Source organism: Serpentinimonas sp. SMBJO2, from assembly GCF_056341105.1.
Map to the genome: position 1 here is coordinate 699,585 of NZ_CP150628.1, position 16,296 is coordinate 715,880.

Sequence of the window (16,296 nt, forward strand, 5' to 3'; positions counted from 1 at the left end):
TGTCCTCTCCATGGCGGTTGCATGAATAAATCATGACGCACCGGGGGTTGTTTCGATTTCATCGAATTTTCACCGCTTTGAAGCCGCTTTGACACGTGTGCGCGGCACCATGCACGCTATTGGCGACAAGGAGTCCGAGCGATGAAAATTACTGTCGTAGGAGCCGGTTATGTCGGTTTGGTGACGGCCGCTTGCCTGGCCGAGCTGGGCAACCAGGTGCTGCTGGTCGAGCGCGACCAGACCCGGTTGTTGTTGCTGCAAGCCGGTGGTATGCCCATTCACGAACCCGGCTTGCAAGACTGGGTGCGGCGCAACCGCGAGGCGCAGCGCCTGCGCTTCACTTCGTCCATGGCGCACGGGGTGCAGCAGGCCGACTTGCTGTTCATTGCCGTGGGCACGCCCGCGCACGAAGACGGCTCGGCCGACTTGCAGCACGTGCTGGCGGTGGCCGAACAGATCGGCGCGCACTTGCAGCAGGCGCTGGTGGTGGTGAACAAGTCCACCGTGCCGGTGGGCACGGCGGCGCGGGTGCAGGCCGTGATTCAGGCCGGTTTGCAGCGCCGGGGCTTGCGCGGCATCGAGCTGGCGGTGGTCTCGAACCCGGAGTTCCTCAAGGAGGGCGCGGCGATCGAGGACTTCATGCGCCCGGACCGCATCGTCGTCGGCCTGCCTGCGGGCGCACCCGGCGAGCGCGCGCGCACCCTGCTCGCGCGCCTGTACGAGCCCTTCAACCGCAACCACGAGCGCACGCTCTGGATGGACTGCGCCAGCGCCGAGCTGACCAAATACGCCGCCAACGCCATGCTGGCCACGCGCATTTCGTTCATGAACGAGATGGCGGCGCTGGCCGACGAAGTCGGGGCCGACATCGACGCTGTGCGCCGGGGCATCGGGTCGGATCGGCGCATCGGGCACAGCTTTCTGTACGCCGGCGCCGGCTACGGCGGCAGTTGCTTTCCGAAAGACACGCGCGCCCTGGTGCACACGGCACAGCAGCACGGCCTGGGTCTGCAGGTGGTGCCGGCGGTGGAAGCCGTCAACGTGCGCCAGAAGCAGCGCCTGGTGCAGACCACGCTGGCGCTGCTGGGGCCAGACTTGAGCGGCTGTCGGCTCGCGGTCTGGGGCCTGGCCTTCAAGCCCAACACCGACGACATGCGCGAAGCCCCGAGCCGCAGCGTGATTCTGGGCCTGCTGGAGCGCGGGGCCGAGGTCTGGGCTTACGACCCGGTGGCCAACGAGGCGGCGCGGCGCGCCCTGCACGAAGACATTGAGGCCGCCGACCTGGAGCCGGGCCAACTGCGTTTGTGCGAGCGCGCCGAGCTCGCGCTGGTGCAAGCCGACGCGCTGCTGCTGCTGACCGAATGGAAGTGCTTCCAGCACCCGGACTGGGCGCAATTGCGCCGCCTGCTGCGCCAGCCGCTGGTGATCGATGGGCGCAACCTCTACGACCCGGAACTGTTGCAGAGCTACGGCCTGGCCTACCTGGGTGTGGGGCGGCGCAACGCGCTCGGGCTGCAGCGCCTGCGCGCCGCGCGCTGGAAGCAAGGGGCGGGGCAATTGGCACCGGCGGCGGCGTTGCAAAGCGCCTGAGGGCCAGCGCGCAAAAACCAGCCCAAGCGCGGGCTGCGCCGACTGGCCCGCGTTACTGCTGCAAGGCGCTGGGCTGGGTCCAGCGCGGCCAGCCGCGCGCCACCGCGTCCTGCCCGGCGGCGTGGTCGCGCACCATGTTCATCCACAAGGTTTCGGTCTGGAGCACGATCTGGCTCCAATCCAGCGCTTCGGTGCGCGTGCGCGCAGCCACGCGCATGGCGGCAACCTGTTCCGGTGTACGTACCAGTTGCTGCGCCAGGGCGATGAAGCCCGCGCTGTCGCCAAAGCGCGCCAGCAGGCCGTTGTCCTGGTGCCGAATCAGCTCCGCAGCCGAAGCGTACTCGTAGGCCAGCACCGCCAGGCCACTGGCCATAGCCTCGGGGATGACGTTGCCGTAGGTTTCGGTCTGGCTCGGAAAAACGAACACGTCGGCGCTGGCGTAATGGTGCGCCAAGTCGTCGCCGGTGCGCATGCCGCATAAAATGGCCTGCGGGCACAGGGCCTGCAAATGCGCGCGCTCGGGCCCGTCGCCCACCACCACCAGCTTCGCATTGGGCTGCACCTGCTGCATGGCAGCAAACGCTTGTGCCAGCAGGGGCAGGTTTTTTTCGGGTGCCAAGCGGCTGACAAACAAGGCCACGCAGTCGCCCTCGGCAGCACCCCAAGTGGCGCGCAGTTCTGCACGGCGCTGGCGCGGGTGAAAGCGATGCGTGTCCACACCGCGCCCGACCACCAGCAGGCGCTCGAAGCCCAGCGCCTCCAGCTCGTGCTTCAGGCTGCTGGTCGGCACCAGCGTGCAGTCGGCGGCGTTGTGGAACTTGCGCAGGTAGGCGGCGATGGGTTTTTGCAGCCAACCGACGCCGTAGTGGCGGCTGTAGGCGTGAAAGTTGGTGTGAAAGTCGGTGCACACCGGCAACTTGAGCTTGCGCGCCGCGTGCAGCGCCGACCAACCCAGCGGCCCCTCGGTGGCCACGTGCACCAGGTCGGGCCGGCGCAGCGACCACAGCCGCACCAGCGCGCTCTTGGCCGGCAGGCCAAAACGCACCTGCGGGTAGGTGGGTATGGGCAGGCTGCGCATCAGCACCTGTTCGAGCCCGTCTTCGGCCTGCGGCTGCTGCTCGCTGCGGCTGTGGCGTGAGCGCACGATCTGCAGGTCGTGCCCGCGCGCGCGCAAGCCGTTGACCTGGCGCTCCAGCGTCATGGCCACGCCGTTGACCTCCGGCGGGTAGGTCTCGCTCACCAGCGCCACGCGCAGCGAGCGCGGGGTGGCGGCAAAGTCGTCGATCAAGAGGGTGCTGGTTTCAGGGGCGTTCATGACCTTGCATGGTTGGCTGCGAGCGTTACATTTTCATGAAGCTGATGTGAATAGTTCGTGTCAGGCCTGCCCCAGCCCAACTGGCAGGGCCGCGCAGCCCGAGGTGTGGGTTCGCTGCATTTCATCGATTTGACACAAGGACGGGGCACAATGCGCAGCCTCAGGCCAGTCGTTGGGATTGGCTGCATGTTTTTTGCTTTTTAACCAGGAGCCTATCCTCATGGCCTTGAAGAAAACCCTGCTGGCGCTCACGCTGGCTTTTACCGCCGCCACCAGCGCCGTGGTTGCGCAGGCGCAAGCGCCAGCCGCCGCCCAGCCGCGCACCGAAATCCAGATGTGGATGGGCCTGACAGGCCCCAACGGCGAGCTGCTGAGCCGCTTTGGCGAAGACTTCAACCGCAGCCAGAACGAGTTCCGCGTCGTGGTCTCGTTCCGTGGCCAGTACCCCGAGCAGCGCGCCGCCGCCATGGCCGCCTTCCGCGCTGGCAACCCGCCGCACATCATGCAGATGTTCGACGCCGGTTCGGGCGACATGATCCAGTCGCGCGGTGCCATCATCCCGGTCTCGCAAGTGTTCCAGCGCGCCGGCATCGCCTTCAACCCGGCTGACTTCATCGCCCCGGCGCGCGGCTACTACGGCCTGCCCAACGGCGAGCTGTTGTCGATGCCTTTCAACGTCTCGACCGCGGTGCTGTTCTACAACCGCGACGCCTTCACCCGCGCCGGGCTGGATCCGAACCGCCCGCCGCGCACCTGGCCCGAGATGATCGCCGCCGCCAAGCAGATCCGCGAGCGCAACGCCGCCGAATGTGGCTTCACCACCACCTGGCTGGCCTGGATCATGCTCGAGCAGTTCAATGCGCGCCACAACCAGCAGATCGGCACCCTGGACAATGGCCGCGGCGGTGCCGCCACGCGCCTGACGGTGAACAACCCGCTGAACCAGCGCATGATTCAAACCTTGGTCGACCTGCAACCCACCCGCGCCTTCTCCTACGGCGGGCGCTCGAACGACGCCGCAGCCAAGTTCATCAGCGGCCAGTGCGCCATGCTGCTGCAGTCCTCCGGCGGCCTGGCCGCGATTCAGCGCGATGGCCGCTTCCAGCTCGGCACGGCGCAACTGCCGCACTGGCCCGACGTGCAAGGCGCACCCTTTGCCACCACCATCGGCGGCGCTTCGCTGTGGGTGTTCAACGCCCCGAACCGCACCCCGGCCGAGATGCGCGGCATTGCCCTGTTCCTCGACTTCCTGCGCTCCGACCGCGTGATGACCGAGTGGGCGCGTACCACCGGCTTCCTGCCCGCGACCAACAGCTCCTTCCGCGCCATGCAGCAAGCTGGTTTCTTCGCCCAGAACCCGGGGCGTGATGTGCCCATTCTGTCGCTGATCGAAGCGCGCCAAGGCCAGTTCACGCAAGGCTACCGCTTTGGCCGCTGGACCGAAATCCGCGACATCTACCACGAAGAAGTCGAGCGCGCCCTGCAAGGCCGCCAGACCGCCGCTCAGGCGCTGGCCAACTTCGAGCGCCGCGGCAACGCACAACTGATCGCTTTCGAGCGCTCGGTCAACTAAACTCCAGCCGTCGCCCTGCGCTGCGGGCAGCTTGCGCCACGCGGCGTAGTGCCCCAAACCTTCAGGCCGCCCCCGCTTACGGGGCGGTTTTGTTTCCATGCAAAGAAAAGTCATCTTCCCCAACCGCTGGCTGCCTTACGCCTTGCTGGCGCCGCAGTTGGTTGTGACCTTGGTCTTCTTCATCTGGCCCAGCCTGCAAGCGCTGCTGATGGCGTTTCAGGAGCAAGACCCGTTCGGGCTCTCGGTGCGCTTCGTTGGCTTCGACAACTTCGTCATGGTGCTGAGCGACCCAGCCTATTACGAGACGCTTTGGCGCACGCTCATATTTTCCAGCGCCGTGACCCTGCTTGCCATGGTGCCGGCGCTGCTGCTGGCGCTGGCTGCCGACGCGCTGCTGCGCGCACGCAGCGCCTACACCACCGCGCTCATGATCCCCTACGCCATTGCGCCCGCCATTGCCGGCGTGCTCTGGCTGTTCATGTTCAACCCCGCCATCGGCGTGGTAGCCTACGTGCTCAAGGGCGCAGGCGTGGACTGGAACCCCACGCTCGACGGCAACGATGCCATGCTGCTGGTCATCCTGGCTTCGGCCTGGAAGCAGGTGGCCTACAACTTTTTGTTCTTCCTCGCGGGCCTGCAGTCGATCCCGCGCTCGCTGCTGGAGGCCGCCGCCATCGACGGTGCCGGGCCGTGGCGGCGCTTTCGCACCATCGTCTTTCCGCTGCTCTCGCCCACCACCTTCTTTTTGCTGGTGGTCGGGCTGGTGTATGCCTTCTTCGACACCTTTGGCGTCATCCACGCCGTCACCGCCGGCGGCCCGGCCACCGACACCACCACGCTGGTGTACAAGGTTTACACCGACGGCATGATCGCGCTCGACCTCGGCGGCTCGGCGGCGCAGTCGGTGCTGTTGATGCTGATGGTGATCGGCCTGACCACGCTGCAATTCCGCTTCCTCGAGCGCCGGGTGCATTACTCATGAACCACAGCCCATCCTACTCGCTGCCCGGGCAGGCGCTGGCGCACGCCGTGATCTGGATCGGCATCGCCATCACGGCGCTGCCGCTCTACATCGCTTTTGTCGCCTCCACGCTCACCAACCCGGAAATCGCGCAAGCGCCGATGCCGCTGCTGCCCGGCGACCAGGGCTGGGAGAACTACCGCCAGGTCATCATCGACGGCATGCAGGGCGGGCACCTATCGCCGCCGGTGTGGCAGATGTTGTTCAACAGCCTGATCATGGCGCTGGTGATTGCCGTCGGCAAGATCGCGGTGTCGATCATCTCGGCCTATGCCGTGGTGTTTTTCCGCTTCCCTGGGCGCATGTTCTGCTTTTGGATCATCTTCATCACGCTCATGCTGCCGGTAGAGGTGCGCATCCTGCCCACCTACGAGGTGGTGACGGACCTCGGGCTGCTCAACACCTTTGCCGGCCTGACGCTGCCGCTGATCGCCTCGGCTACCGCGACGCTGCTGCTGCGCCAGTTCTTCCTCACCCTGCCCGACGAGCTGGTGGAAGCGGCCAAGATCGACGGCGCCGGGCCGCTGCGCTTCTTCTGGGACGTGGTGCTGCCGCTGACCCGCACCCAGCTCGCGGCGCTGTTCGTGATCATGTTCGTTTACGGCTGGAACCAGTACCTTTGGCCGCTGCTCATCGTTACCGACCAGAACCTGGACACGATCGTGGTCGGCATTGCCAAACTGATCGGCACGGGTGATGCCACCACCGACTGGAATCTGGTCATGGCCACCACCATCCTGGCGCTGCTGCCGCCGGCGCTGGTGGTGCTGCTGATGCAGAAGTGGTTCGTCAAAGGGCTGGTCGACAGCGAGAAATAACCCCCCGAAAATGCAAACATAATGGCTACGCTGGCACTCAATCAAGTCAAAAAAAGCTACGGCATCGGCGCGAGCGCGCTGCAAGTCATCCACGGTGTCGAGGCGCACATCGCCGACGGCGAGTTCATCGTCATCGTCGGCCCATCGGGCTGCGGCAAGAGCACGCTGCTGCGCATGGTCGCCGGGCTGGAGTCGATCACCGAGGGAGAAATCCGCATCGGCGCGCGCGTCGTGAACCAGGTGCAACCGGCCGAGCGCGACATCGCCATGGTGTTCCAGAACTACGCGCTCTACCCGCACATGAGCGTGTTCGACAACATGGCCTACGGGCTGCGCATCCGCGGACTGTCCAAGGACGAAATCCGCCAGCGCGTCGACGCGGCAGCGCGCATCCTGGAGCTGGCGCCTTTGCTGGGGCGCAAACCGAGCCAGCTTTCCGGCGGGCAGCGCCAGCGCGTGGCCATGGGGCGCGCCATCGTGCGCCAGCCGCAGGTGTTCTTGTTCGACGAGCCGCTCTCGAACCTCGACGCCAAGCTGCGCGCGCAAACCCGGCTCGAAATCCAGAAGCTGCACCGCGAGCTGGGCATCACCTCGCTTTTCGTCACGCACGACCAGGTCGAAGCGATGACGCTGGCGCAGCGCATGCTGGTCATGAACGCGGGCCGGGTGGAGCAGTTCGGCACGCCGCAAGAGGTGTACGAACACCCGGCGAGCGTGTTTGTGGCTGGCTTCATGGGTGCGCCGCCCATGAACCTGCTGCGCCACGCCCCGGGCGTGCAAGCGGGCACGGTGCTGGGCGTGCGCCCAGAGCACCTGCAGATTGGTGACAGCGGCTGGCAGACGGTGGTGGACTCGATCGAGCTGCTCGGGGCCGAGCGCCTGATCCACGCTCGCTTAGGCGAAGAAAACCTCACCATTCGCGTCTCGGCGCAGCGCCAGATCCCGGACCTGGGGCAAACGCTGTACGTACAGCCGCAGACCGAGCTTGCGCACACTTTCGACGCCGCCAGCGGCCTGAGGCGCGCAGCATGATAGCCGCAGCCGCTACCCCCGCCAGCCCCTGGCCCTATCCGTTCTGGATCGCGCACCGCGGCGCGGGCAAGGAGCGGCCTGAAAACACGCTCGCCGCTTTCCAGCACGGCTGGGATTGCGGCTTTGCCATGTTCGAGTGCGACGTCAAGCTCAGCGCCGACGGCGTGCCCTTTTTGCTGCACGACGACACCCTGGAGCGCACCAGCAACGGCGTGGGCGCGGCCGACGCGCTGCCCTGGGCCGCGTTGGTGCAGCTCGACGCCGGGTCCTGGCATTCGAGTGCCTGCGCTGGCGAGCGCTTGCCGACGCTGGCGCAGGTGGCGGCTTTTTGCCTGGCGCGCGGCGCGGCGCTGAACATCGAAATCAAACCCATGCCTGGGCAGGAACGCGCCACCGGCAGCGCCGTGGCGCTGGCCGCGCGTGCGCTCTGGCAGGGCCAGCGCGTGCCGCCGCTGCTCAGCTCGTTCCAGCCTGCTGCCTTGCAGGCCGCGCAGCAGGCCGCGCCCGAGTTGCCGCGCGCGTTGCTGCTCGAAACGCTCTGGCGCGGCTGGCAGCAGGAGGCGCAGCGCCTGGGCTGCGTGGCCATCGTCTGCCAGCACCGGCTGCCCGACGCGGCGCTGATGCAGCAGGCGCGTGCCCAGGGCTGGCGCGTGCTGTGCTACACCGCCAACTCCGCCGACGACGTGCAGCGCCTGCGCGCGCTGGGTGTCGATGGCCTGATCAGCGACGAAATGCACTGGGCGCGCAGCCAGAATTCGGCCTAGCCGGGGCTCAGAGCACGCATTGGCGTATCATCGGCGCGCATGAGCTTGCTGGCACTCGACGTGGGCAACACCCGCCTGAAATGGGCGCTGTACGAGCGGCCCGCCGTGGGTGCGCGCATGCTCGCGCACGGGGTGCAGTTCCTCGAAAACATCGACAAGCTCACCGAGGGCGACTGGATCAACCTGCGCCCGCCGCGCATGGTGCTGGGCAGCGTGGTGGCCTCCGATGCCATCAAGCGCCGGGTCGAGGCCCAGCTCGAAATCTGGGACGCCGCGCCCGAATGGGTGGTGCCCAGCGCCGCCGAGGCCGGCGTGATCAACGGCTACGACCACCCGGCGCGCCTGGGGGCCGACCGCTGGGTGGCCATGATCGGTGCCCGCCAGCGCCTGCTGGCGCGCCAGCAAGCGCGGCCCTGCGTGGTGGTGATGGTCGGCACCGCCGTCACGGTGGAGGCGCTCGACGCCGAAGGGCGCTTTCTGGGCGGCTGCATCCTGCCCGGGCACGGCATCATGCTGCGCGCGCTCGAATCGGGCACCGCCGGCCTGCACGTGCCCACCGGCGTCGTCAAACCCTTTCCCACCAACACCAGCGACGCCCTCACCAGCGGCGGCACCTTCGCCATCGCCGGCGCCGTGCAGCGCATGTTCGACCAACTGGCCCAGCACTGCGGCCAAACCCCGGTGTGCTACATGACCGGCGGCGCGGCCTGGAAAATGGCCCCCAGCATGTGCGTGCCGTTCGAGCTGGTCGAAACCTTGATTTTCGATGGCCTGCTGGCGATCGCGCATCAGCGCGTGACCGACCGCGCCAGCCAGCGCCTGGCCAGCTCCACCCAGTAGCTGCCGCCGAGCGCGATCAGATCGTCGTTGAAATCGTAGCGCGGGTTGTGCAGGGTGCAGGGCCCGGCGTCGTGCCCCCCGGCGCCGTAGGCGTCGCGGTGCGCGCCGTCGCCATTGCCGATGAAGGCGTAGGCGCCGGCCTTGGCCTGCAGCATGTAGGCAAAATCCTCGGCCCCCAGGGTGGGCTCCTGCACCAGCACCTGCTGCGGCTCCACTAGGTCAAGCATCACGCTGCGCGCAAAATCGGCCTCGGCGGCGCTGTTGATGGTGGGCGGGTAGTTGCGCTGGAACTCGAACGTGGCCGTGGCCCCAAAAGCCGCTGCCGTGTGTGCGCACACCGTGCGCATGCGCTGCTCGATCAAGTCCAGCAGCTCGAGGCTGAAGGTGCGCACCGTGCCCTGCAGCGTGCAGTGATCCGGCACCACGTTGGTGGCTTCGCCGGCGGCGATCATGGTCACGCTCAGCACCCCGGCCTCGATCGGTTTCTTGTTGCGGCTGATGATGGTCTGAAACGCCTGCACCATCTGGCACGCCACCAGCAGCGGGTCGATGCCGTTGTGCGGCAGCGCTGCGTGGCAGCCCTTGCCGTGCACGGTGATCTTGAACTCGTTGCTCGAGGCCATCACCGGCCCCGGACTCACGGCAAAGCTGCCCACCGGCATGCCGGGCCAGTTGTGCAAGCCAAACACCGCCTGCACCGGGAAGCGCTCGAACAGGCCGTCGGCAATCATGCGCCGCGCCCCGCCGCCGCCTTCTTCGGCCGGCTGGAAGATGAACACCACCGTGCCGTCGAAGTCGCGCGTCTGGCTCAGGCACTGGGCGGCGGCCAGCAGCATGGCGGTGTGGCCATCGTGGCCGCAGGCGTGCATCCGGCCGGGGTAGCGGCTGGCGTGGGCAAAGGTGTTGAGCTCGGTCATGGGCAGCGCGTCCAGGTCGGCGCGCAAGCCCACGGCGCGGCCACAGGCGCCGCCATCGCGCCCGTGCAGCAGCCCGACCACGCCGGTGCCGCCCAGGCCGCGCACCACCTCCAGGCCCCATGCGCCCAGGCGCTCGGCCACCACCTGAGCGGTGCGGTGCTCCTCAAAACACAGTTCGGGGTGTGCGTGCAGATCGCGCCGCAGGACGCTGAGCTGCGCAGCCTGAGCCACGATGGCGGGGTTGAGTTTCATGCTTGCCTCCTTGCAGTGGGCTCGAAGGCGATGTTAGCCCAAAGCCTGGAGTCGCGCCCAAGCGCGCCAGCTCAAACCCCGGCGCCTGGCTCCAGGCCGCGGCCCCCAGCCAACCCGTGCGTGTTGCGCTTACTCCAGGCCGCCCACCAGATCGATGTAGCGCTGCATCGCTGCGTCGGAGCCGGTGCCCTTGAGCGCCGCCCAGGCGTCCCACTTGGCACGCCCGACCAGATCGCCAAAACCCGGCTTGGCGCTGTTCACGTCGCCCTCGGTGGCTTGTTTGTACAGGGCGTAGAGCTTGAGCAAGGTGGCGTTGTCGGGCCGTTGCGTGAGATCTTTGCTGGCCGCCACGGCGGCTTCGAATGCGGATTTCAGATCGGTGTTCATGCGGATAATAGTACGATCGTTCGTGCTTATTGTCAACTGCAAGTGGCCTACGAACCCCCCCCCCGCGCGGCCGTGTCGGCTGCAGCCAGGGCAGCGATGGACGCCAGTCAGCCCCCGGTTATGATCAATCACCCACTGCAGCAGCCCGCACCACACCCACATGGCTATCCTCGTCACCGGCGGTGCCGGATTCATCGGCAGCAACTTCGTGCTCGACTGGCTGGCCCAGAGCGACGAGACGGTCGTCAACCTCGACCTGCTCACCTATGCCGGCAACCTCGAAAACCTGGCCAGCCTGCAAGGCGATGCGCGGCACCAGTTCGTGCACGGCAGCATCGGCGACCGGCCCCTGGTGCAGCGCCTGCTGGCCGCGCACCAGCCGCGCGCCGTGCTCAACTTTGCCGCCGAAAGCCACGTCGACCGCTCGCTGCACGGCCCGGGTGCCTTCATCCAGACCAATGTGCAGGGCACCTACGAGCTGCTCGAAGCCGTGCGCGGCCACTGGGCTGCGCTGCCCGCGCCCGAGCAAGCCGCCTTTCGCTTCCTGCACGTGAGCACCGACGAGGTCTATGGCAGCCTCGAGCCTGGGGAGCACGCCTTTACCGAGCAGCACCCCTACCAGCCCAACAGCCCCTACAGCGCCAGCAAGGCCGCCAGCGACCACCTGGTGCGCGCCTGGCACCACAGCTATGGCCTGCCGGTGCTCACCACCAACTGCTCCAACAACTACGGCCCCTACCACTTCCCCGAAAAGCTGATTCCGCTGCTCATCGTCAAGGCGCTGGCCGGTGCGCCGCTGCCCATCTACGGCGACGGCCTGCAGGTGCGCGACTGGCTCTACGTGCAAGACCACTGCAGCGCCATCCGCCGCGTGCTCGAAGCCGGGCGCGTGGGCGAGGTCTATAACGTGGGCGGCGGCAACGAAAAAACCAATCTCGAAATCGTGCACAGCGTCTGCGCCTTGCTCGACGAGCTGCGCCCGCGCCCCGACGGCCAGCCCTACGCGCGCCAGATCAGCCACGTCGCCGACCGCCCCGGCCACGACCGGCGCTACGCCATCGACGCGCGCAAGATCGAGCGCGAGCTGGGCTGGAAACCAGCCGAGACCTTCGAGAGCGGCATCCGCAAAACCGTGCGCTGGTACCTGGAACACCCCGACTGGGTGGCGCATGTGCAAAGCGGCAGCTACCGCGACTGGGTGGCGTTGCAGTATGGAGGGCAAGCATGACACAGATTCCAACCCTCTTGCTGCTGGGAAAAAACGGCCAAGTGGGCTGGGAGCTGCAGCGCAGCCTGGCGCCGCTGGGGCGCGTGGTGGCGCTGGACCGCCAGCGCAGCCCCAACCTGCTGGATGCACACGCGCCACCCTGGTGCGGCGACCTGGCCGACTTCGAGGCCCTGGCGTACACGGTGCGCAGCCTGCGCCCGCAGGTGATCGTCAACGCCGCCGCCTACACCGCCGTGGACAAGGCCGAGAGCGAGGCCGCGCTGGCGCAGCGCATCAACGCCGATGCCCCGGCGCTGCTGGCGCACCTGGCGCACGAGCTCGGGGCCTGGCTGGTGCATTACAGCACCGACTACGTGTTCGACGGCTCCGGCCAGCGCCCCTGGCAGGAGGGCGACGCCACCGGGCCGCTCAACGTTTACGGCCACAGCAAGCTTGCAGGCGAGGCCGCCATCGTGGCCGCCGGGCGCCAGCACCTGATTTTGCGCACCAGCTGGGTCTATGCCGCGCGCGGCGGCAACTTCGCCAAAACCATGCTGCGGCTGGCGCGCGAGCGCGAACACCTGAGCGTGGTCGACGACCAGTACGGCGCGCCCACCAGCGCCGAGCTGATTGCCGACGTGAGCGCGCACGCCATCCGGCACCTGCTGGCCAGCGGCAGCGGCCAGGGCACCTACCACTTGGCCGCCGCCGGCCAGACCACCTGGCACGGCTACGCGCGCTACGCCATCGAGCACGCGCGCCGCCTGCAGCCCGACGCACCCTGGCGTGTGCAGCACATCGCCGCCGTGCCCAGCAGCGCCTTTCCCACCCCGGCGCGGCGCCCGCACAACTCGCGCCTCGACTGCAGCCTGCTGCAAGCCACCTTTGGCCTGCACCTGCCGCCGTGGCAGCAGGGCGTGCAGCGCATGTTGGCCGAGGTGCTGGCGTGAAGCACGCAGAAACGGCTGCCGCCGGGGCCAAGCCCCCTGCCCATGCCGGGCAGGCTGCGCTGGCTGCCGTGTTGCAGCACTGCCCCGGTCTGGAGTTTGCCGCCCTGGTGGGCAGCCGTGCCAAGGGGTACGCCCACGCCCGCAGCGATTGGGATGTGGCCATCCGCTGGCAACGCGGGCTCGACCCCTGGCAGCAGGTGCAAGCCACCGAGTCCTTGCGCTTGCGCCTGGCGCAGGCCTTGGGGGTCGGGCCAGACGCCATCGACCTGATCGATCTGGCGCAGGCGCGACTGGCCATGCGGGCTGCCGTGGCCGAGCACGGCTTGCCGCTGTACGGTGCGCAAGGTTTGCCCTGGCTGCATTTTCTGCAACGCACCTGGGCCGAGATCGAGGACTTCGACTGGAGGCGGCAACATGCAGCTTGAGCTCTATCAGGCCGAATGCGAGCGCATCGCGCAAGATTGCGCCGCCATGCTGGAGCAGGCCAAGGCCTTGTACGCCACCCCCGGCCGAACGTTGACGCCCCTGGAGCAGGGCGGCGTATTGCACGCCTTGCAGGTGCTGGTCGAAAACGCCATCGGCAAAGCCAAACACCAGCTCAAAGTGCTGGGGGTCGAGGTTCCGGTTTCGGCCTACGATGCCTTTGCCGCGCTGGCGCACCGTGGGCTGATCGCGCCGCACGAGCTGCAGCGCTGGAACGCCGTGGTGGGTTTGCGCAACCGCATCGTGCACGACTACATGAACATCGACATGGCGCACATCGCCGCCATGGTGCAGGCCGATCGGCACGCTTTTGTGCTGAACTTCCTGAAAACCCCGCTGCTAACCCACACCCCACCAGCACCATGACCCCCCGCAAAGGCCTGATCCTCGCCGGTGGCTCCGGCACCCGGCTGCACCCGGCCACGCTGGCCATCAGCAAACAGCTGCTGCCGGTCTACGACAAGCCGATGATTTACTATCCGCTGAGCACGCTGATGCTCGCGGACCTGCGCGAGGTGCTGATCATCAGCACGCCGCAAGACACGCCGCGCTTTGCCCAGCTGCTGGGCGACGGCACGCAATGGGGCATGCGCCTGCACTACGCCGTGCAGCCCAGCCCCGACGGGCTGGCGCAGGCCTTTCTCATCGGCGAGCGCTTCATCGACGGCGCCCCCAGCGCGCTGGTGTTGGGCGACAACATCTACCACGGGCACGACTTCCAGCCGCTGGTGCGCGCCGCCAGCGCCCAAACCCAGGGCGCCACCGTGTTCGCCTACCACGTGCACGACCCCGAGCGCTACGGCGTGGTCGAATTCGACGCCCAAGGCCGCGCCATCAGCATCGAAGAAAAGCCCGCTCAGCCCAAAAGCCACTACGCCGTCACCGGCCTCTATTTTTACGACGCGCAGGTGGTGGACATCGCCAAAGCCGTGCGCCCAAGCGCACGCGGCGAACTGGAAATCACCGCCGTCAACCAAGCCTACCTCGAACAAGGCCAGCTCAACGTGCAGACCATGGGCCGCGGCTACGCCTGGCTCGACACCGGCACCCACGACAGCCTGCTCGAAGCCAGCCAGTTCATCGCCACGCTCGAGCGCCGCCAAGGCCTCAAGGTCGCCTGCCCCGAAGAAATCGCCTGGCGCAACGGCTGGATCGATGCGGCCCAGCTCGAGCGCCTCGCCGCCCCCTTGCGCAAGAACGGTTACGGCCAGTACCTGCTGGCGCTGCTGGGCGCAGGCCGTCGGCCCTGACCCCAACCCAGCGCCCCAAGCCCCAGCCCTGGCCCAAGCGCCAACCCCAGCCCGCCCAAAGCCCCCATCATGCCCTATACCGTCACCCCCACCGCCTTGCCCGGCGTGCTCGTGCTGACGCCCAAGGTCTTTGGCGACGCACGCGGCTTCTTTTACGAGAGCTTCAACCAGCGCGACTTCGACGCCGCCACCGGCCTGGCCGGACTGCAGTTTGTGCAAGACAACCACAGCCGCTCGGCGCGCGGCGTGCTGCGCGGCCTGCACTACCAGCTGCCACCGCAGGCGCAGGGCAAGCTGGTGCGCGTCAGCCAGGGCGCGGTCTATGACGTGGTGGTGGATATGCGCCGCAGTTCCCCCACCTTTGGCCGCTGGGATGGGGTCGAGCTGTCGGCCGACAATCGCCGCCAGCTCTGGGTGCCGCCCGGCTTTGCGCACGGCTTCCTCACGCTCACCGAAAGCGCCGAGTTCCTGTACAAGACCACTGCCTACTACAGCCCCGCGCACGAGCGCAGCTTGCTTTGGTGCGACGCGGAACTGGGCATAGAGTGGCCGCTGGAGCAGGCCGGGGTCGAGCAGCCGCTGCTGGCGGCCAAGGACGCAGTGGCGGCCCCCTTGGCGCAGGCAGAGTGTTTTGATTGACTGCGCAGGGCCTGCGTCGCCCTGACCAAGTGGTGCAAGGCCGGAGGTGGTTACTTGAGCCCCGCCAGCTCGCGCAGCACCTGCACCTTGTCGGTGCGCTCCCAAGAGAACTCGGGCTCGTCGCGGCCAAAGTGGCCGTAGGCGGCGGTTTTGCTGTAGATCGGGCGCAGCAAGTCCAGCATCTGGATGATGCCGCGCGGCCGCAGGTCGAACACCTCACCCACGATGTGGGCGATCTTGTCGTCCGGGATCACGCCCGTGCCTTCGGTGTAGATGGTCACGTTCATGGGCCGGGCCACGCCGATGGCGTAGGCGACCTGAATCTGGCACTGCCTGGCCAGCCCGGCCGCGACGATGTTCTTGGCCACGTAGCGTGCGGCGTAGGCGGCCGAGCGATCGACCTTGGTCGGGTCCTTGCCGCTGAAGGCGCCGCCACCGTGCGGGCAGGCGCCGCCGTAGGTGTCGACGATGATCTTGCGCCCGGTCAGGCCGCAGTCGCCCTGCGGGCCGCCGATGACGAAGCGCCCGGTGGGGTTGATCAGGTAGCGCGTGTTGTGCAGCCACTCGCGCGGCAGCACCGGCTTGATGATTTCCTCGACGCAGGCCTCGATGAAGGCCGGCAGCATGTGCTTGCCGTCGCTCATCTCTGGGCTGTGCTGGCTCGACAGCACCACGGTGTCGATGCTGTGCGGGCGGCCATCGACGTAGCGCATCGTCACCTGGCTCTTGGCGTCGGGGCGCAGGAACGGCAGGCGGCCGTCTTTGCGCAGCTGCGCCTGGCGCTCGACGATGCGGTGCGCGTAGTAAATGGGCGCGGGCATGAGTTCGGGCGTTTCGTCGCAGGCGTAGCCGAACATCAGGCCCTGGTCGCCGGCGCCGGTGTTGAGGTAGTCGTCGCTGGCGTGGTCCACGCCCTGGGCGATGTCGTTGCTCTGCTTGTCGTAGCAGACCATGACGGCGCAGCCCTTGTAGTCGATGCCGTAGTCGGTGTTGTCGTAGCCGATGCGCCGGATGGTGTCGCGCGCGGTCTGGATGTAATCGACGTGGGCGTTGGTGGTGATCTCGCCCGCCAGCACCACCAGCCCGGTGTTGGTGAGCGTCTCGGCGGCCACGCGCGAGCGCGGGTCTTGCTCGAAGATCGCGTCCAGGATCGCGTCCGAGATCTGGTCGGCGACCTTGTCGGGGTGGCCTTCGGAAACCGATTCGGAGGTGAAAAGAAAGTCGTTCGCCATTTGTTGCATACACTCCAAGGATTGCG

Annotated in this window: 17 protein-coding genes; 13 read left to right on the top strand and 4 right to left on the bottom strand. The window is 67.5% G+C overall.

The genetic code is table 11. The features are described 5' to 3' along the window. Window positions 1-141: 141 nt before the first annotated feature. The gene (locus AAAZ40_RS03135) at window positions 142-1,590 is read left to right on the top strand and encodes a UDP-glucose dehydrogenase family protein (protein WP_476661124.1); all 1,449 of its coding nucleotides are present in this window, start codon (window positions 142-144) and stop codon (window positions 1,588-1,590) included. A 52-nt stretch (window positions 1,591-1,642) separates the two neighbouring features. Here AAAZ40_RS03135 and AAAZ40_RS03140 read toward each other — a convergent pair whose 3' ends face one another. Continuing rightward, window positions 1,643-2,905 (bottom strand): glycosyltransferase family 4 protein, encoded by a 1,263-nt coding sequence (locus tag AAAZ40_RS03140; protein WP_476661125.1) that lies wholly within the window; start codon window positions 2,903-2,905, stop codon window positions 1,643-1,645. A 220-nt stretch (window positions 2,906-3,125) separates the two neighbouring features. On the opposite strand from AAAZ40_RS03140, the gene AAAZ40_RS03145 reads away from it, so the two are divergent. The 6 genes from AAAZ40_RS03145 to AAAZ40_RS03170 all read left to right on the top strand — a co-directional run bounded on the left by AAAZ40_RS03145 (window position 3,126) and on the right by AAAZ40_RS03170 (window position 8,953). Then, on the top strand, window positions 3,126-4,478 hold the full coding sequence (locus AAAZ40_RS03145; RefSeq protein WP_476661126.1) for an extracellular solute-binding protein: 1,353 nt from the start codon (window positions 3,126-3,128) through the stop codon (window positions 4,476-4,478). Window positions 4,479-4,575: 97 nt separating this feature from the next. Further along, on the top strand, window positions 4,576-5,460 hold the full coding sequence (gene ugpA / locus AAAZ40_RS03150; protein WP_476661127.1) for a sn-glycerol-3-phosphate ABC transporter permease UgpA: 885 nt from the start codon (window positions 4,576-4,578) through the stop codon (window positions 5,458-5,460). Then, window positions 5,457-6,317 (top strand): sn-glycerol-3-phosphate ABC transporter permease UgpE, encoded by an 861-nt coding sequence (gene ugpE, locus AAAZ40_RS03155; RefSeq protein WP_476661128.1) that lies wholly within the window; start codon window positions 5,457-5,459, stop codon window positions 6,315-6,317. Before ugpA ends, ugpE begins: the two co-directional genes overlap by 4 nt. Before the next feature lie 21 nt (window positions 6,318-6,338). After that, on the top strand, window positions 6,339-7,349 hold the full coding sequence (ugpC, locus tag AAAZ40_RS03160; protein ID WP_476661129.1) for a sn-glycerol-3-phosphate ABC transporter ATP-binding protein UgpC: 1,011 nt from the start codon (window positions 6,339-6,341) through the stop codon (window positions 7,347-7,349). After that, the gene (ugpQ, locus tag AAAZ40_RS03165) at window positions 7,346-8,113 is read left to right on the top strand and encodes a glycerophosphodiester phosphodiesterase (protein ID WP_476661130.1); all 768 of its coding nucleotides are present in this window, start codon (window positions 7,346-7,348) and stop codon (window positions 8,111-8,113) included. The genes ugpC and ugpQ overlap by 4 nt, the downstream gene beginning before the upstream one ends. Window positions 8,114-8,152: 39 nt before the next feature. Beyond that, the gene (locus tag AAAZ40_RS03170) at window positions 8,153-8,953 is read left to right on the top strand and encodes a type III pantothenate kinase (protein ID WP_476661131.1); all 801 of its coding nucleotides are present in this window, start codon (window positions 8,153-8,155) and stop codon (window positions 8,951-8,953) included. Here AAAZ40_RS03170 and AAAZ40_RS03175 read toward each other — a convergent pair. Both AAAZ40_RS03175 and AAAZ40_RS03180 read right to left on the bottom strand, forming a co-directional pair. Then, window positions 8,902-10,122 (bottom strand): M20 aminoacylase family protein, encoded by a 1,221-nt coding sequence (locus AAAZ40_RS03175; protein ID WP_476661132.1) that lies wholly within the window; start codon window positions 10,120-10,122, stop codon window positions 8,902-8,904. The genes AAAZ40_RS03170 and AAAZ40_RS03175 overlap by 52 nt on opposite strands. 129 nt (window positions 10,123-10,251) lie before the next feature. Beyond that, the gene (locus AAAZ40_RS03180; RefSeq protein ID WP_476661133.1) at window positions 10,252-10,509 is read right to left on the bottom strand and encodes an acyl-CoA-binding protein; all 258 of its coding nucleotides are present in this window, start codon (window positions 10,507-10,509) and stop codon (window positions 10,252-10,254) included. Window positions 10,510-10,669: 160 nt separating this feature from the next. Here AAAZ40_RS03180 and rfbB point away from each other — a divergent pair, with 160 nt between their 5' ends. From rfbB to rfbC, 6 genes are all read left to right on the top strand, one after another. Beyond that, the gene (gene rfbB / locus AAAZ40_RS03185; RefSeq protein ID WP_476661134.1) at window positions 10,670-11,737 is read left to right on the top strand and encodes a dTDP-glucose 4,6-dehydratase; all 1,068 of its coding nucleotides are present in this window, start codon (window positions 10,670-10,672) and stop codon (window positions 11,735-11,737) included. Then, on the top strand, window positions 11,734-12,666 hold the full coding sequence (gene rfbD / locus AAAZ40_RS03190) for a dTDP-4-dehydrorhamnose reductase (protein ID WP_476661135.1): 933 nt from the start codon (window positions 11,734-11,736) through the stop codon (window positions 12,664-12,666). Before rfbB ends, rfbD begins: the two co-directional genes overlap by 4 nt. Continuing rightward, window positions 12,663-13,091, top strand: a complete 429-nt coding sequence (mntA, locus tag AAAZ40_RS03195) for a type VII toxin-antitoxin system MntA family adenylyltransferase antitoxin (protein WP_476661136.1) — start codon at window positions 12,663-12,665, stop codon at window positions 13,089-13,091. The genes rfbD and mntA overlap by 4 nt, the downstream gene beginning before the upstream one ends. Beyond that, window positions 13,081-13,515, top strand: coding sequence for a type VII toxin-antitoxin system HepT family RNase toxin (hepT, locus tag AAAZ40_RS03200; RefSeq protein ID WP_476661137.1), 435 nt, complete (start codon window positions 13,081-13,083; stop codon window positions 13,513-13,515). The genes mntA and hepT overlap by 11 nt, the downstream gene beginning before the upstream one ends. After that, window positions 13,512-14,399 (top strand): glucose-1-phosphate thymidylyltransferase RfbA, encoded by an 888-nt coding sequence (gene rfbA / locus AAAZ40_RS03205; protein ID WP_476661138.1) that lies wholly within the window; start codon window positions 13,512-13,514, stop codon window positions 14,397-14,399. The genes hepT and rfbA overlap by 4 nt, the downstream gene beginning before the upstream one ends. Window positions 14,400-14,468: 69 nt before the next feature. Continuing rightward, entirely contained in the window at window positions 14,469-15,038 is a 570-nt protein-coding gene (gene rfbC, locus AAAZ40_RS03210) for a dTDP-4-dehydrorhamnose 3,5-epimerase (protein WP_476661139.1), read from the top strand. Window positions 15,039-15,088: 50 nt separating this feature from the next. Here rfbC and metK read toward each other — a convergent pair whose 3' ends face one another. After that, complete coding sequence (gene metK, locus AAAZ40_RS03215; RefSeq protein WP_476661672.1) at window positions 15,089-16,270, bottom strand: methionine adenosyltransferase; 1,182 nt, start codon at window positions 16,268-16,270, stop codon at window positions 15,089-15,091. Window positions 16,271-16,296: the final 26 nt, after the last annotated feature.

Bases quoted from the DNA above. Each gene is read 5' to 3' on its own strand.
- AAAZ40_RS03135 (WP_476661124.1), top strand. From the start codon at position 142: ATGAAAATTACTGTCGTAGGAGCCGGTTATGTCGGTTTGGTGACGGCC.
- AAAZ40_RS03140 (WP_476661125.1), bottom strand. From the start codon at position 2,905: ATGAACGCCCCTGAAACCAGCACCCTCTTGATCGACGACTTTGCCGCC.
- AAAZ40_RS03145 (WP_476661126.1), top strand. From the start codon at position 3,126: ATGGCCTTGAAGAAAACCCTGCTGGCGCTCACGCTGGCTTTTACCGCC.
- ugpA (WP_476661127.1), top strand. From the start codon at position 4,576: ATGCAAAGAAAAGTCATCTTCCCCAACCGCTGGCTGCCTTACGCCTTG.
- ugpE (WP_476661128.1), top strand. From the start codon at position 5,457: ATGAACCACAGCCCATCCTACTCGCTGCCCGGGCAGGCGCTGGCGCAC.
- ugpC (WP_476661129.1), top strand. From the start codon at position 6,339: ATGGCTACGCTGGCACTCAATCAAGTCAAAAAAAGCTACGGCATCGGC.
- ugpQ (WP_476661130.1), top strand. From the start codon at position 7,346: ATGATAGCCGCAGCCGCTACCCCCGCCAGCCCCTGGCCCTATCCGTTC.
- AAAZ40_RS03170 (WP_476661131.1), top strand. From the start codon at position 8,153: ATGAGCTTGCTGGCACTCGACGTGGGCAACACCCGCCTGAAATGGGCG.
- AAAZ40_RS03175 (WP_476661132.1), bottom strand. From the start codon at position 10,122: ATGAAACTCAACCCCGCCATCGTGGCTCAGGCTGCGCAGCTCAGCGTC.
- AAAZ40_RS03180 (WP_476661133.1), bottom strand. From the start codon at position 10,509: ATGAACACCGATCTGAAATCCGCATTCGAAGCCGCCGTGGCGGCCAGC.
- rfbB (WP_476661134.1), top strand. From the start codon at position 10,670: ATGGCTATCCTCGTCACCGGCGGTGCCGGATTCATCGGCAGCAACTTC.
- rfbD (WP_476661135.1), top strand. From the start codon at position 11,734: ATGACACAGATTCCAACCCTCTTGCTGCTGGGAAAAAACGGCCAAGTG.
- hepT (WP_476661137.1), top strand. From the start codon at position 13,081: ATGCAGCTTGAGCTCTATCAGGCCGAATGCGAGCGCATCGCGCAAGAT.
- rfbA (WP_476661138.1), top strand. From the start codon at position 13,512: ATGACCCCCCGCAAAGGCCTGATCCTCGCCGGTGGCTCCGGCACCCGG.
- rfbC (WP_476661139.1), top strand. From the start codon at position 14,469: ATGCCCTATACCGTCACCCCCACCGCCTTGCCCGGCGTGCTCGTGCTG.
- metK (WP_476661672.1), bottom strand. From the start codon at position 16,270: ATGGCGAACGACTTTCTTTTCACCTCCGAATCGGTTTCCGAAGGCCAC.